This window comes from Kitasatospora sp. NEAU-CNBT7 (assembly GCF_057220535.1).
In genome coordinates, this window is record NZ_JBXQQB010000024.1 from 91,808 (window position 1) to 107,259 (window position 15,452).

The following is a 15,452-nucleotide window of genomic DNA, read 5'->3' on the forward strand; positions in this document are numbered from 1 at the left end:
ACAGTTAACGGTGCCGGGCTGGCGGGCCCTGCCATCAGATCACCGGATCATCGGCCGATCCGCTGATCGATCCACTGGTCAGCCGGCGGTGGTGCGGTTCGGGGTGGGAAGGGCTGCTCCGAACGAGTGAGCAAATGCTGGACCCCCCGAGTTGTCCACAGGAAAAACCGAACTTCGGGCAACCCATCGGGACTGCGCCACGCTTCTCACCATGAACGACGAACGCACCTCCACGCCCCCCGGTCCGCTGCCCGACCCCGTCCCGGGGCCGCTCCCGGGCCTCCGCGCCGACCCGCTGGCGGGCCAGCTCCCCGTCCGGATGAGGGGTCCGGCCGACATGGCCGAGATGCTTCCCTACCTGCTCGGGTTCTTCCCCGACGACAGCATCGTCGTCGTCGGCCTGCAAGGGCCCGAGCTGCAGCAGGGCGGGGTCATCCGGGTCGACATCCCCGACGAACCGGCCGCCTGGCCGCGAGTGGCCGGCGATACCGCCCGGCTGCTCGTCGAACTCTCCGAGCGCCGCGACGAGCGGCCCGCGCAAGTGCTGGTCTACCTCTGCCGCGATCCGGACGCCGAGGTCGGCCCGGGGCGCGGGGTCCTCGCGGGCCTCGCACCGCTCGCGGCCGCGCTGTCCGAGGCCTTCGAGCGGGAGGGAGTCGGCGTGAAGGAGTCGCTCTGCGTGTCCGCCGGGCGCTGGTGGTCCTTCCTGTGCACTGGGTCCGGCTGCTGCGACCCGGGAGGCACACCCATCCGTTCCAACCTCGGCCCCGGTCCGCTGGCCGCTGCGGCCACGTTCGCGGGGCTCGCACCACGCGGCAGCCGGAAGGCGATCGTGGCGGGCCTCGCCCCGGTCGGCGACCCGGAGGCGGACGCGTTGCGTGAGGCGATCGAGCAGGCGGGTGCTCCCTTCATCCGCGAGCTCGCCGCGCCCGGCGGGCGGACGGAGGCGGTGGCGCGGACGGCCGAACTGCTGGCCGGAGCCGTCGCCGAATTCCGGGCCGGAGCCCGGTCGATCGACGCCACGCGGGTCGCCCGGCTGCTGGTCGGCCTCCAGGACAAACTCGGGCGCGACCGCGCGGCCGAGTACACCGAGCCGGACGAACTCGTCGCAGCCCAGCGGCTGTGGCGCTTCCTCAGCCGACGGTGCGTGCCCCCGTTCGAGCACCTCGCCCCGCCGCCGATGACGCTGCTGGCCTGGACCGCCTGGCTCGCGGGCGACACGGCCACCGCCCGGATTGTGCTCTCCCGGGCTCTCGACATCGACCCGAAGTACACGCTCGCCCAGCTGCTGCACGAATCGATCAACGGCGGACTGCTGCCCGACAGACTCCTGGAGAGCGTCCGCCAGGAGCGGGCCGGCCGGGCCGTCCTGCCGGACCAACCCGGCGCGCTCGGCCCGCCTCCGCGAAACCGCCGCGCCGCGCCGCACGACGGCCGGGTCGAGCCGCCCGACGGCCGCGCCGCGCCGCCCGCCGATGGGGCCGAACCGCCTGGCTGCCGGGCTGAACCACCCGGCGACTGCGGCGAACCGCCCCGCCGTCCCGCCGAACCGGGCGGTGGCCGACCGGCCGGAGCCGTCTCTCCCTCACGCCGTGAGACGCGCGTCCACACGACATCCGCCGGGCGCAAGGTCACCCGGGGCCGCAGCGATGAGGCATCCAGCGATGAAGCGTCCGAGGGGCTGCCCTCGGCACCCGCCCCGCCCTCGGCCCACACTGCGGAAACGGCCGACGGCCGGACCGCTGAGCGAGGCGCAGACTTCACCGGCGACGACTGGGCCGGAGACAGCCGGGCCGCCGCCACCGGAGCCGTTCCGCGCAGACGCCCGTCTCGTCGCCGCAGGCTGCGCCTTCCCACGCAGCGCCGCCCGCAGGACCGCACGGCGGGTGCCTGAGATGGCCGCCCTGCGTCGCGGACCGCGCGGTGAGGCGTCGGTCCGATCGGTGCCGGCCCGATGCCTGCTGGCCCGGTTCCTGCCCGCCCGGGCGGCTCCGCTAGAGCTCCCCGCGTGCCATCCGGATCAGCCGGTCGAGCACGGCGCCGCCGCTGACCCGCAGCCCGTCGTGCTCCCACTCGTTGGTCACCCAGGTACGGACGTTGCGCACGGCGCGCGCCGTCGCCAGCGAGTCTGCCGCGTCGACGTACATGTCGTCCTGGTAGACAGCCGCGTACACCGGCACGTCGTTGGCGGCCAACCGGTCCAGGTCGTACAGGTCGGGCCAGTCGGCCCGATCGGCCAGCAGCTGCGCGGTCTCCCGAAGCGGGCGCAGGGCGGGGTCGGTCTCGAACAGCCAGGGGTAGATCATCTCCCCGGTGAACAGCACCGGCTGCTCGGAGGCCAGCGCCTGCTCCGCGTCGAACTCGGGGAACTCCTTACGTACTCGCTCCGCCGCCCACCCGGTGCAGCCGCCGTCCACCGACCGCTGACCGTAGATGGATTCGTGCATCACGGCGTACAGCGGCCCGGAGGCGAAGGACAGCTGAGCCTGCACCCCGGCCAGGAAGGTGTCGGACAGTTCCGGTCCTTCCATGCCCTCCGCCCAGGCCTCCTCCAGCAGGTAGTGCAGCGTCCCCGAGCCGGACCCACCGCCGAACAGCATGCCCAGCCCCTGGAACGCCTGGACGGTGAGCACTCCGCCGTCCGGCAGGGCAGCGGGCCGCCCCGCGAGGTGGGCGGCGATCCGCCGGACCGCTTCGACATCTCCCGGGTAACGGCGGTAGTGCGCCGCGTTCTTGTCCGCCACCCGCGGGTACGCCGCGCGGTACACATCATCGGCGGAGCTGCGCAGGCCGGCCAGACCACCGGTCACGAACGCCTCGCGCACGCCTTCCGGCGCCTGCGACAGGTAGGTGAGGGTGCAGAAGCCGCCGTAACTCTGCCCGAGCAGGCTCCACTTGGCGTCCTCGCCCAGCAGCAGGCGCCGGATCCGCTCGGCGTCGCGGACGATCGAGTCGGCACGGAAGTGCGCGAGGTACTCCGCCTGCTGCTGCGCGTCGCCGCGGCGGGCCAGCGTCTGGCGGTTGGCCGGGGTCGACCGGCCGGTGCCCCGCTGGTCGAGCAGCAGCACGCGGTAGCCGTCCAGGGCCCGGCTCAGCCAGCCGTCCCGGCCGAGCGGTCGTCCGGCCTTCCCGCCGGGCCCGCCCTGGAGGAAGAGCAGCCAGGGCAGGTCCTCGTCCTCGCGTCCGGCGGCCACCACCTCGCGGGCGTACACCTCGATCCGCTCGCCTTCGGGGCGCCGGTGGTCGAGCGGCACACGGAACACGTGGTCGGTGGTGACGATTCCGGGCAGCCGGCTGGTGGTGGACATGCAACTCCTCGGTCCGTGCTGGTCACAGGCGTGGTACGGCAGCTCCGGCCGGGGTCTCCGCTGCGGGCGCCGCTGCTCCCGCACCGTATCCTGACGACGCACACGGACTGTCGTTGCAGGGCCATCGCCCGAAGCCGACCGGCATCGCCGGGTGACCATCCACGGCGGTACCGGCGACCCGGCGGCGCCCGGGGCGGGACGAGTGCACGGCCAAGGGGGCGCCGGAGCGGCGTGACCTGGGGCAGGTGCGGTGCGTTCACCCTGCGGGACGCAGCGGGGGCCGACGGAACGGTCCCGGACCGGCGCTACGACGGTTCGACGGCGGCCACCTCGGGGCGGGTACGGAGGGGCTCGCTCGAGATTCCACCGCACGGACCGTACCGCGGGTTGTACTCTCCGGGACGGCCCCGGCCCAGTTGGGCCGGGAAGGCGCCGGGCCGTCCGGCAGGACGGCAGGGCAGGACCGACCGTGGGCATACCGCTCCCGGTCGACAGACAGCGGGAACCGACAGATCGGTCGAGCAAGGGGAGGAGAGCCCGGTGACCACCGTGAGGCCAGCACAGACGGGGCCGCAGGCCGGGCCGGGCACCGGAGAACCGGCCGCGCCGGTCGCGACGGCGCTGCCCGCGCAGTCGAGCCCGCCATCCTCGACGCCGTCGGGCCCGTCACCCGCGATGCCGATCCCACCCGCCCCGATAGAGACCGAGCTGCCGCACCCGTACCCCCCGGCGCCGATGCGGCCGCCGACGGCACCGCCACCGCAGACACCGGCACCGGTACCGGCACCGATGGCAGCACCGACGGCACCACCGATCGCGCCGCCGCCCTTCGGCCCGCCGATGCGCGCTCCGCAGCCCGGAACTGCGCTACCGGGTGCTGCTCCGGGAGGTCCCGCCGCTCCGCTGGGAGGTCCGCCCCCCGGGTCGGTCCGGGCCGGGCTCGGAGCCCCCGCTGCGGGTGCCGCCCCGCGCCAGCCGGCACCGCCGCCCCGGCCGCAGCAGGTGACCGCCCACGACTCGGTGCTGTGCGTCAACGCGCCGGCCATGGCCGCGTCACACCCGGACGGGCAGCTCCGTGGCCACGGCCTGCACGGGTTCTTCCGGGCCGGGGTGCGCACACTTGCCCGGATGGAGGTCAGGCTCGGCGGTATCGAGCCGATGCCGCTGCAGGGCGCCCTCACTTCGGTGGCGGTGGCGCGCTTCGTCGGGGCCGTCCGCCTTCCCGGTGACCCCGATCCGGATCCGGGGCTGACCGTCGAGCGGCTGCGCCACGCGGACGGGGTGGAGACCATAACGGTCCGCAACACGGGGGCCCGGCCCGCCCGGCTTCCGTTGGAGATCGCACTCGGGACCGACCTCGGCCTGCTCACCGACATCGCGGCGGGTCGGCGCTCCGCCGACCTCCCCGGGCAGGTGCAGTCCGCCGGGCTGCGCTGGACCGGCCACGGCCGGAGCGCGACGGTCTCCGCCCAGCCTTCCCCGCACGCCGTACTCGCGGGAGCGGGGGTACTGCGCTGGGATCTCGAAGTGCAGGCCGGTGCCCGCTGGTCGGTCGAGCTGCGGGCCGAACTGGAGTCCGCCCCGGCAGCGGTACGGCCGCCGACCGGTCGCGGCGCCGGGGTCGCCCTCCCGTGGGCCGAACCGGAGGTCCGCACCGACGACCCTCGGGCGGCACAGCTCATCAGCCGCTCGCTGGACACCCTCGGCGGACTGCTCATCGCCGACGCGGACCGGCCCACCGACCTCTACGCGGCATCCGGGGCGCCGTGGCGGTTCGGGCTGACCGCCTCCGACGCACTCTGGGCGGCCCGCATGACCCTGCCGCTCGGCACCCGTCTCGCCGCCGGCACCCTCCGTGCCTTGGCACGGCGCCAGCATCTCGCCGCCGGCCCGGGCGCGCCCGTACCCCCTGGCGGGCCATCCGCTTCGGCACCCGCCCCGGCGTCCGCTCCGGTCGGCGCCGGGCCGGGGACGTCCACCACCGGCTCCGACGGCTCGCCACCACCCGCCCCGGCGGAGTCGGGCCCGTCCGGCCGACCGGACGGGCTGATCCCCGGGCCGCTCAGACATGCGGGTCCCGAGCTGCCGCCGTCCTGCACCGCCACCGAGGCCACGCTCCTGTTCGTCACGCTGCTGGCCGAGGCCTGGCGATGGGGGCTGCCGCGCCAGGAGGTGGCCGACCTGCTTCCCGCCGCCGAGCGTGCGCTCGGTGCGCTCCGCGGTTCGCTCGGTGACGGTACCGAGGGGCCCGAGGGCTTCGTCATCGACCTCGGCCGCACCGCGGAGGACCGACTGGCCCGCCCGGCGGCCGCCAGGTGTGAGGTGCAGGCCTTGGCGCACCGGGCAGCTCTGCACGGTGCGGATCTGCTGGCGGCGTTCGGCCGCCCGGGCGCCGACGAATGGCGGGCCTGGGCCGCGCGGCTGCGCGAACGGTTCCGGGACCAGTTCTGGATCGACGACCTGTCGGGTGGCCGCCCCGCCGCGGCCCTGCTGCCCGGAGGGCGTGCCGTGTCCGCCGTCGCGGCGTCCTTCGTCCACCTGCTCGACCTCGGCCTGGCCGGCGAGGGCGAGCTCCACGAAGGACTGCTCGACCGGGAGCAGACCCGGATCCTGGCCCAACGGCTGGCCGCCCCGGAGCTGGACGCCGGCTGGGGTCTGCGGACGCTCAGCGCCAAGTCACCGCGGTTCAATCCCTTGGGCCACCGCAGCGGGGCGGTCCGCGTCCACGAGACCGCGCTGGCCGTCTCAGGGCTGTCCGAAGCGGGCTTCGAGCGGGAGGCCGGGCAGTTGCTGGAAGGCCTGCTGGACGCGGCCCGGTACTTCGAGGGGCGGCTGCCCGAGATGTACGCGGGCGAGCAGCGGGTCGCCGACTGCCCGCCGGTCCCGCACCCGGCGGCCTGCCGCCCGGCCGCGCTGTCGGCGGCGGCCGCCGTACACCTGGTGCTCGCGCTGGCGGGGGTCCGGCCGGACGTCCCGGCGGGACGGGTGAAGGTCCGCCCGGCCAGTACTGCTCCGCTGGGGGAGCTCCAGCTCACCGGCCTGCGGGTGGCGGGCGAACCGTTCTCGGTCCGGGTCAGCCGGATCGGGGTGGCCGTGGTCGAGGAGGCGCCGGCCGAGCTCCAGCTCGGGGCAGGCTGACGCAGGCACAGGCACAGGCACAGGCACAGACACAGGCCCCTTCACGGCACCTACGGCCATGCACCGGATCCACCCCGGCCCGAGCGCTGGGATCCCGGTTCCCGAGGGGTCGGACGGACCGGACGGACACCTGTGCCGCACGGGCTCTGTGTTTATCGTCAAAGAGACGACTATCATCATCGCCATGTCGCGTTATGACCCGTCGGCCTTCCCCCCGTTCGCAGTCACGGTCGACCTGGTGGTGCTGACGGTTCGCGAGCACGCGCTCTGCGCGCTGCTGGTGAAACGAGGTGAGGCACCCTTCCAGGGCTACTGGGCGTTGCCGGGCGGCTTCGTGCGCCCCGACGAGGGGCTGGCCGAGGCGGCCTCCCGTGAACTGGCCGAGGAGACCGGCCTCCGCGCGTCCTCCGCTCCCGGCCAGGCGGCCGCCGGTGCGCACCTGGAGCAGCTCGCGACCTACGGGCACCCGCAGCGCGACCCGCGGATGCGCGTGGTCAGCGTCGCCCATCTGGTGCTCGCCCCGGACCTGCCGACGCCGCGCCCCGGCGGCGACGCCAGCGGCGCGCGCTGGGCGCCGGTGGTCGAGCTCCTCGGCCAGACCCCGTCCGACGGCGTACCGCTGGCCTTCGACCACGGCCAGATCCTGGCCGACGGTGTCGAGCGGGCCCGCTCGAAGATCGAGTACTCCTCGCTGGCCACCGCGTTCTGCCCGCCGGAGTTCACCGTCGGCGAGCTCCGCAGGGTCTACGAGGCGGTGTGGGGCGTCACTCTCGACCCGCGGAACTTCCACCGGAAGGTCACCGGCACCCCCGGCTTCCTGCTGCCGTCTGGCGGCACCACGACCCGTCAGGGCGGCCGCCCCGCGCAGCTGTTCACGGCGGGCAGTGCCACGGTCCTCAACCCGCCGATGCTGCGTCCGGAAGGCTGACCTCCCAGCGGGGGCGAGTACCGTCGGCCGGGCTCACCCCTGGTCCCCTGATCGGGTGAGGTGGACGGCCACGCCGTCCGCGCGCCATCCGTAATGCCCGAATTCGGGTCAATCGCGTCCTAATGTGCTGGCGCAGGCACACAAGGGACACCCCCGTGCCTCGCAGACCCGGTCGGACGAGGACATGGGAGCGCGCATCGATGATCCAGACCACCGGCCTGACCAAGACGTACCGGCGCAGGCGCCCACCCGCGGTACTCGACCTGACCTTCGACGCGCGGCCCGGCGTCGTCACCGCCCTGCTCGGCGCCGAGGGCGCGGGCAAGACCACCGCCCTCCGGCTGATGGTGGAGCTGGAGCGTGGGCTCGGGATCACCCTCTTCGGCGGCCGCACCTACCGTTCGCTGCGCCGGCCCGAGCGCGAGGTCGGCGTGCTGCTCCCGACCGGAACCGCTGCCATGGGCCACCCGGGACAGCGGGCGTACTGCCACCTCCGGATGCTGGCCGCCTCGATCGGTGTCCCGGCACGGCGGGCGGACGAACTGCTGGAACAGACCAGACTGGCCGGCGTCGCGGACCACCGGCTCCGGTCGTTCTCGCCCGGGATGAGCCGCCGGCTCGGGCTGGCCGCCGCACTGCTCGGCAGCCCCGGCACGCTGCTGCTGGACACCCCGACGGACGGCCTGTCCCCGCGCAGTTCGGAGTGGTTCCACTCCTTCGTCCGCTCCTTCGCGGTGGCCGGCGGGACGGTGCTGCTCACCACCCGGACGCCGGAGGAGGCCGCCGCAGTGGCCGACCGGGTGATCACGCTCGACCAGGGCCGGCTGGCATCCGACCAGCCCGCCGGCGAGTTCCGCCGGGCCAGGCTGCACCAGGAGGTCTCCGTGCGGGGCCCGCAGATGGCCCGCCTGGCCGATCTGCTGACCGGCCAGGGCGGGGAGGTCCGTCCGGACGGCACCACGGGGATCGCGGTGACCGGAATCGGCCGGACCGAGATCGGCGAGCTCGCCTACCGGCACGGCATCCTGTTGCACGAGCTCGCGGACCGCATCGTCGATCGGCCGGCCCAGCACCTCGCCCTGCCCACCACGTCGGGCCGGTCGGGCCACGTCCAGCTCCAGGCCCAGCCGCAGACACCCCACCAGGGGTCGCACCAGGGAGCCCACCCGAGCTCGCACCACACCTCGCCCCACACCCCGGCCCAGACCTCGCTCCACACCCCGCACCAGGCGACGCACCAGGCCCATCACCCGGACTCACCCCCGGCTCAGAGCGAGCCGCAGGCCCAGCCGCAGCTGCAGTCCCAGAGCCGAGGTTCCGACCAGCAGCGCGGACGTCGGCATGCCCGGATCTCCGCCGTCGACGTCGACCAGCTGTCCACCGAGCACCTCATGGCGGACTGGCCGCAGACTCCCGAGCAGCGGGTCCCGGACGAGCAGTGGGGCTCGGCGGGGGAGCCGGCCCACACGGACCTGTTCCACGAACATGCCGTCAGCGCGGCGCATCCCGTCAGCGCGGCTCACCCTGTCGGTGCCACCAACCCCGTCGGTGCCACCCACCAGATCGGCAGCGATCACCACCCTGAGCACCCCGCGGCCCATCCCGCGGCCCACTCCGCGGCCGGCTCCGAGGTTCACCCCGCCACCCACCCCGCCGCCGGCCCCGACCACCTGAGCGAGTGACCGTGCGCGTACTGGCCTACGAGCTGCGCCGCCTGCGCAGCCTCCGCTCGACCTGGTTGATCGTGTCCGCCGTGGTGTGCTGCGACGTGGCCGCGGCGGTCGTCCTCACCCGGCAGTTGCCCGCCGGGCCGCTGTCGACGACCGAGGCGGCCCGGGCGGTCACCGCGCTGGTGCCGCTGCTCCCGCTGCCGTTCGCGGCGCTCGGGGCCGGCGCGCTCGGCGCGCTCTCGTACCGGCACGAGGTCCGGTACCCGGGGCTGGCGGCATCCCGGGTGACGCTGCTGCGGCGGCTGTGGCTGCTGGCGGGCAAGCTCGTGGTGCTCGCCCCGGTGGCGCTCGCGCTGGCGGTGCTGACCCTGACGCTGGACGCGCTGGCGGTCCGCCTGGCGCTGCCGGCGGGAGTGACGCTCGGGGTGTTCGACGACCCGGTGCTGCGGCCGGAGCTGTTCGTCGACGGGGCGCCGGTCGGCCCCGCCCGGTCGCTGGCTGCCTTCGTCCTGCTGGTCCTGGTGAGCGGTTGGGCCGGACTGCTGTTCACCGCCGTGGTGCGCAGCGCGGTGGTGGGTCTGCTTGCGCTGCTGGCGGCGCCTGTGCTTCTGGAGCCCGCCGCGGCCATGGCGCTGGGCCGGCTCGGTGACCGCTGGCCGCTCTGGGCGCAGGAAGTGATGCCGTTCCGGTTCAGCCTGGGCCGCTTCGGGCTCGGTTCGGGGCTGGGTTCCAGGCTGGGGCTCGTCTCCTCGGCCCGCCCCGGTCCGGTGGCCGGGCTGGCTCCGGCCGGGGTGGCCGAGCTGCTGGTGACCCTGGCCGTGCCGGGCGTGGTGCTGCTGTTGGGCTGTCTGCTCGCGCAGTTGCGGCGGCGCGCGCTCTGAGCTGGTGCCGCCGGCGGGCCGCGGTCGGCCCGCGGTCGGGTCGGTGCCGCTGGCGGCCAGTGCGGGCGGACCGGGCCGGAGCCCGGCAGGTGCGGGCAGGTTCTGGACGTGGGTGCTTCGGAATCACCGTTCATGCTGGTGACGGGCTGTCAGTAGCGAGGTCGGCTTCGCGTCGGAAATGAGAGGTTCTGCCTGATAAGAAGTCAATTATCCGGTCACGGGCGATCACCCTTTCGTGTGCTTTTCACGAGAATCCTCAAGGCGGACCCGCCGATCGCCGACAAAAGACGTGTGAGTACCCTTGCGCACCCCACCATGACCGCAGCCCGCCCGGCCGACGCGATCGGCACCGGCGAGTTGGACCGCTTCCCGTACGCAGACCGCCCCACCCCGCCCGCCCCGCGCTGGGAGGGGGCCGAGTCCGACCTCTCGCGGGTCGGCCGCAAGACCACCAGCAGCCGCGGCCGCGGTCTGCACGGCCAGCTGGTCCAGCAGCTCGGCCAGATGATCGTCTCCGGTGACCTCGGTGCCGACCGGCCGCTGGTGCCGGAGGAGATCGGCCAGCGTTTCGAGGTCTCCCGCACCGTGGTGCGCGAGTCACTGCGGGTGCTGGAGGCGAAGGGCCTGGTCAGTGCCCGGCCCAACGTCGGCACCCGGGTCCGCCCGGTCGGCGACTGGAACCTGCTCGACCCCGACATCATCGAGTGGCGCGCCTTCGGTCCGCAGCGCGACGAGCAGCGCCGCGAGCTTTTCGAGCTGCGCTGGGCGATCGAGCCGCTGGCGGCCCGGCTCGCCGCCGGTCACGGCCGGGAGGACGTCCAGCACCGGCTGGCCGAGCTGACCGAGATCATGAGCCACGCGGGCGCCCAGGGCGACGTGGTCAGCTACGCCCGGGCCGATGCCGAGCTGCACGGCCTGATCCTGCAGATGGCCGGGAACCGGATGCTGGAGCACCTGTCCGGCATCGTGGGCTGCGCCCTCCAGGTCTCCGGCGGTCCGGCCACCACCTGTGACCGGCCCTCGGACCCGTCGCTCAGCCTGCACGTCCGCCTGGTCGACGCCCTCGGCGCCGGGGACGGCACGGCGGCCGAGGCGGCGATCCGTGCGCTGCTCACCGTGCACCCGGCGGAGGTCGAGCCCTCCGTCCCGGCGCCCCGCGAGCACTGACCGGGGGGTGGAACCCGACCGGAGGCGGCTCCAGGCCCTTCAGCAGCCCGCCCAGGGCGGCCGGGGGGCCATCGCCGCAGTTCCAGGGTTCGGCGGTGGCCCTCCGGCCGGCCCTCGGGCCCCGGTCCCGGGCAACACCCCGCTCTCGGCCGTCCGCCCTGCGCCGAACGGCCCCGTGTCGCCGCACCGGCACCCTGCACCCGCCCGGTTCGGCGCCCGCCCACTCGAACGGCACCCCGGACGGCACCCCGAACCGCGCCCGAACGGCACTTCGAACCGCGCCCCGTCGACCTCCCGAACCGCACCCGGACGGGACCCGGGCGACGCCCGAACAGCGTTCCGAGGGCGGCCGGCATCACGGGTACCTCACGGACAGCACGCGATTCGGACACGGTGCAGGAACGTCACGCCCGGCCGACCCCTCACCCCGCTCCCGCCCGCCGACGCCCGGCCCGCTCCCGGCCCACCTTCGGCCCTGTGCCCGACCCGTGCCCGGCCCGCTCCCGGTCCGTCCCGCGGACCGAGCGGACGGCGCAGGCGCCGCAGGGCCTCCGGCCGCGGTCGGCGCCTCGCGCCCGCGGATCCGGCCGGCGGCCGGACGTAATCCTCCGCAGCCGGTGAGGCTTCCCCGGACGGTCGACCGAACCGCCACCCGAACGGCCACCCGAACAGCCCCCGGAGAGCCGCCGCGCCGCGATGTGACGGGCGCCACGAAGAGCATGCGTAACACTTGAGGGGCGGCAGCGATGTGTACGGAGCGGAAGCAGCTCCGGAACAACACAGGCATGTCAGAATGCTGTGTTGGTCTGCGGCGCTGCTGCCGTCCTAAAGACCCAGTCCACGTCCCCACCCCCGAGTCGGTCCGAACCGTCACCGCGCGCTGTCGTGCGGGGCGGGACCCCGCCGCCCGGGCAGCCGGGCCGGGGTTCGAGTCCACTCATCGTCCGAGAGGTTGTTCGTGTCGGCCAGCACATCCCGTTCGCTCCCCCCCGAGATTGCCGAGTCCGCGGCTCTGCTCGCGCTCATCGAGCGGGGCAAGGCCCAGGGGCAGATCGCCGGTGACGACGTGCGCCATGCGTTCGAGGCGGACCAGATCCCGGTCACCAAGTGGAAGAACGTCATGCGCAGCCTCAACCAGGTGCTGATTGAGGAGGGGGTGGATCTGATGGTCAGCGCCGCCGAGCCGGCCGGCGCCAAGCGCAAGAGCGTTGCGGCCAAGAGCACCACCAAGCGCACCGCCACCAAGGCGGTCACCACGCGCACGCCGTCCGCCCCCACCAAGCCCCCGGTGCGGATCGCCCCCGCGGCGACCCCGTCCGCCTCCGCCGTGGCCGCTGCCGTGGCCGCCGAGGTCACCGTCGTCGAGACGGTCACCGAGATCGGTGCCACCGCGAAGAAGGCCGTGGCCGCGCCCGCCAAGAAGGCCGTGGCGAAGAAGGCCGCCGCGCCCGCCAAGAAGACCGCCGCCAAGAAGACCACCACGGCCAAGGCCGCGGGCAAGGGTGGTGACGAGGAGCTCGCCGGAGACGAGGAGCTGCTGGTCGAGGACGCCGCCCTGCCGGCCGACAAGGCCGAGGCGGAGCCGGAGGAGGAGTCGGAGGGCTTCGTCCTCTCCGACGACGACGAGGACGACGCGCCGGCCCAGCAGGTCGCCGTCGCCGGTGCCACCGCCGACCCGGTCAAGGACTACCTCAAGCAGATCGGCAAGGTCCCGCTGCTCAACGCCGAGCAGGAGGTCGAGCTCGCCAAGCGCATCGAGGCCGGCCTGTTCGCCGAGGACAAGCTCTCCGCCGCCGACAAGCTGGCGCCGAAGCTCAAGCGCGAGCTGGAGATCATCGCCGAGGACGGCCGCCGCGCCAAGAACCACCTGCTGGAGGCCAACCTCCGTCTGGTGGTCTCGCTGGCCAAGCGTTACACCGGTCGCGGCATGCTGTTCCTGGACCTGATCCAGGAGGGCAACCTCGGTCTGATCCGTGCGGTCGAGAAGTTCGACTACACCAAGGGCTACAAGTTCTCGACCTACGCGACCTGGTGGATCCGTCAGGCGATCACCCGCGCCATGGCCGACCAGGCCCGCACCATCCGTATCCCGGTGCACATGGTCGAGGTCATCAACAAGCTCGCCCGCGTGCAGCGCCAGATGCTCCAGGACCTGGGCCGCGAGCCCACCCCGGAGGAGCTGGCCAAGGAACTCGACATGACCCCCGAGAAGGTCATCGAGGTCCAGAAGTACGGCCGAGAGCCGATCTCGCTGCACACCCCGCTCGGCGAGGACGGCGACAGCGAGTTCGGTGACCTGATCGAGGACTCCGAGGCGGTCGTCCCGGCCGACGCGGTCTCCTTCACCCTGCTCCAGGAGCAGCTGCACTCGGTGCTCGACACGCTCAGCGAGCGCGAGGCCGGCGTCGTCTCGATGCGCTTCGGCCTGACGGACGGTCAGCCGAAGACGCTGGACGAGATCGGCAAGGTGTACGGGGTCACCCGTGAGCGCATCCGCCAGATCGAGTCGAAGACCATGTCGAAGCTGCGCCACCCGTCGCGCTCCCAGGTGCTGCGCGACTACCTGGACTGATCGGCGCCGACGGCCAGGGCCCGAGCGGCCCGGTCGCAGGTCCACGTCCACGTCCACGGACGTTCGGCTTCACCCGAGGAGCCCGGCACGTTTCCCCGCGAGGGGCGTGCCGGGCTCCTCGGCGTTTCGCCAGCGGCACCCGTGCGCGGGATCCGGGCGCGGCACGCGTGGGCTGTGCGCCTGTCCCGCGCCCGTGTGCCGCGGTCCGTGATCACTCGTCCGGGTGGCCCGCCGAGAGTCTCGGGCACGCGGCGTATCCGGGCGACTACGCTGTGCCGGTTGGCTGCTGTCGAACCACCTTTGGGAGACCCGGTGTTGCCCAGCTCGGACGCCCGCCCACCCCGACTCTCACCGGTCGCCCCCGGCCGTGCCCGTTCGCGCAGAGCGGTCGCGCTGCTCGCGCTGGCCGCGCTGCCGGCTCCGCTGCTGACCCTCGGGGCGGCCGCGCCCGCCGCTGCCCAGCGCCGGATCGTCGGCGGGTGGAGCACCACGACCAGGGATCACCCGTGGATGGTGGCGCTGTCCAGCCGGGAGCAGTTCGGCAGTGCGCGCTCCGGGCAGTTCTGCGGTGGCGCGCTGGTCTCGCCGACCAAGGTGGTGACGGCGGCGCACTGCTTCTTCAACGAGAGCACCGGCCGCCGGACCGACCGGCCAGGCCTGCGGGTGATCATCGGCCGGGACGACCTGAACAGCCGGGACGGCCGCGAGGTCGCCGTCCGGGAGGTGTGGGTGGACCAGGGCTACAGCTTCGCCACCAACGAGCGGGACATCGCGGTGATCACGCTCGCCGAGCCGCAGAGCGGCCGCGAGTCGCTGCAGGTCGTCGGCCAGGGCGAGAGCGAGCCGTACCGTGCCGGCACCGCGGCGCAGGTCTACGGCTGGGGTGACACCACCGGCGGCGGCCGGTACTCCCCGACGCTGCGCGAGGTCGAGGTGCCGCTGATCGCGGACACGGACTGCTCCCACGCGTACCCGCCGGGTGGCGACAGTGCTTTCGACGCCCGGACGATGGTGTGTGCGGCCGCCCCGAAGGGGGGCCGGGACGCCTGCCAGGGCGACAGCGGCGGCCCCCTGCTGGTGGCGGGCCGACTGGTCGGACTGGTCTCCTGGGGCACGGGCTGCGCGGAGGCCGCCCATCCAGGGGTCTACACCCGGATCGCGGCCGTGGCCGACGACATGCGCACCGTGCTCGACCGGTGACGGGGTGCCACGGCGCGGGCCGCCCGGCCGTCGCCGACCGGGCCCCGCGCCGAACTGCCCGGCGCCGGACGCCCTGTGTCGCAGATCATGGGGCGAGGGGCGTCCGACGCGGTGTCAGCGCGTGAGCGGCCCGTCACCCGTGGTGCCCGGAGAAACGCCGGAGCCGGTGGCCAGGCTCTTCAGCCTGTCCACCGGCTCATCGACCTGGTCGGTCGAATCAGCTCGCCGGGGCGAGCGCCCGGGTCAGCGCTCGTCGTTCTCCGCCGTGGCAGGCGTCGCGGTCAGCCGGCCGCTCTCGTCCTGTATCTCCACGGCAATCTTCTTGAGCTCAGGCTCGAACTTCCGCCCGTGGTGGGCGCAGAAGAGCAGCTCTCCGCCGCTCGCGAGGACAACGCGCAGGTAGGCCTGGGCGCCGCAGCGGTCACAGCGGTCAGCCGCGGTGAGCGGGCTCGCAGGGGTCAGAACAGTAGTCACGTCGCCTCTTCTCTAGCTCGACGAGCTGTCGTACCAGGGTCAACATCCAACCAGGTCGATTTCGTTCCCGCTCGTGGCTTTTCTCGGTTCGAGGATTCTGCAGTTGTTGTTGAT

The 15,452-nt window shown here is 73.9% G+C and carries 10 protein-coding genes; 8 read left to right on the forward strand and 2 right to left on the reverse strand.

All coding sequences use genetic code 11. The features are described from left to right. The first annotated feature begins 211 nt into the window (after positions 1-211). Positions 212-1,894 carry a DUF4192 domain-containing protein gene (locus AC2TEW_RS26915; protein WP_484625947.1) on the forward strand — a complete coding sequence of 561 codons (1,683 nt, stop codon included), beginning with the start codon at positions 212-214 and terminating at the stop codon, positions 1,892-1,894. Between the two features lie 100 nt (positions 1,895-1,994). Here AC2TEW_RS26915 and AC2TEW_RS26920 read toward each other — a convergent pair whose 3' ends face one another. Continuing rightward, on the reverse strand, positions 1,995-3,308 hold the full coding sequence (locus AC2TEW_RS26920) for an alpha/beta fold hydrolase (protein WP_484625948.1): 1,314 nt from the start codon (positions 3,306-3,308) through the stop codon (positions 1,995-1,997). 1,002 nt (positions 3,309-4,310) lie between these two features. Between AC2TEW_RS26920 and AC2TEW_RS26925 the strand changes: the two genes are divergently transcribed. The 7 genes from AC2TEW_RS26925 to AC2TEW_RS26955 all read left to right on the forward strand — a co-directional run bounded on the left by AC2TEW_RS26925 (position 4,311) and on the right by AC2TEW_RS26955 (position 14,864). Then, positions 4,311-6,446 (forward strand): glycogen debranching N-terminal domain-containing protein, encoded by a 2,136-nt coding sequence (locus tag AC2TEW_RS26925; RefSeq protein WP_484625949.1) that lies wholly within the window; start codon positions 4,311-4,313, stop codon positions 6,444-6,446. 184 nt (positions 6,447-6,630) lie between these two features. Further along, positions 6,631-7,374, forward strand: a complete 744-nt coding sequence (locus tag AC2TEW_RS26930; RefSeq protein ID WP_484625950.1) for an NUDIX hydrolase — start codon at positions 6,631-6,633, stop codon at positions 7,372-7,374. A gap of 200 nt (positions 7,375-7,574) precedes the next feature. After that, a complete protein-coding gene (locus AC2TEW_RS26935) occupies positions 7,575-9,056 on the forward strand; it encodes a DUF8746 domain-containing protein (protein ID WP_484625951.1) in 1,482 nt (493 codons plus the stop codon). Then, complete coding sequence (locus tag AC2TEW_RS26940) at positions 9,053-9,925, forward strand: hypothetical protein (protein WP_484625952.1); 873 nt, start codon at positions 9,053-9,055, stop codon at positions 9,923-9,925. The genes AC2TEW_RS26935 and AC2TEW_RS26940 overlap by 4 nt, the downstream gene beginning before the upstream one ends. Before the next feature lie 291 nt (positions 9,926-10,216). Beyond that, positions 10,217-11,092 (forward strand): FadR/GntR family transcriptional regulator, encoded by an 876-nt coding sequence (locus AC2TEW_RS26945; RefSeq protein WP_484625953.1) that lies wholly within the window; start codon positions 10,217-10,219, stop codon positions 11,090-11,092. Between the two features lie 952 nt (positions 11,093-12,044). After that, positions 12,045-13,664 (forward strand): RNA polymerase sigma factor, encoded by a 1,620-nt coding sequence (locus AC2TEW_RS26950; protein ID WP_484625954.1) that lies wholly within the window; start codon positions 12,045-12,047, stop codon positions 13,662-13,664. 315 nt (positions 13,665-13,979) lie between these two features. Continuing rightward, positions 13,980-14,864 (forward strand): S1 family peptidase, encoded by an 885-nt coding sequence (locus tag AC2TEW_RS26955; protein ID WP_484625955.1) that lies wholly within the window; start codon positions 13,980-13,982, stop codon positions 14,862-14,864. Positions 14,865-15,107: 243 nt separating this feature from the next. Here the strand turns inward: AC2TEW_RS26955 and AC2TEW_RS26960 are convergent, their stop codons facing one another. Next, positions 15,108-15,338 carry a DUF7455 domain-containing protein gene (locus AC2TEW_RS26960; RefSeq protein WP_484625956.1) on the reverse strand — a complete coding sequence of 77 codons (231 nt, stop codon included), beginning with the start codon at positions 15,336-15,338 and terminating at the stop codon, positions 15,108-15,110. Between the last annotated feature and the right edge of the window lie 114 nt (positions 15,339-15,452).

Bases quoted from the DNA above. Each gene is read 5' to 3' on its own strand.
- AC2TEW_RS26915 (WP_484625947.1), top strand. From the start codon at position 212: ATGAACGACGAACGCACCTCCACGCCCCCCGGTCCGCTGCCCGACCCC.
- AC2TEW_RS26920 (WP_484625948.1), bottom strand. From the start codon at position 3,308: ATGTCCACCACCAGCCGGCTGCCCGGAATCGTCACCACCGACCACGTG.
- AC2TEW_RS26930 (WP_484625950.1), top strand. From the start codon at position 6,631: ATGTCGCGTTATGACCCGTCGGCCTTCCCCCCGTTCGCAGTCACGGTC.
- AC2TEW_RS26935 (WP_484625951.1), top strand. From the start codon at position 7,575: ATGATCCAGACCACCGGCCTGACCAAGACGTACCGGCGCAGGCGCCCA.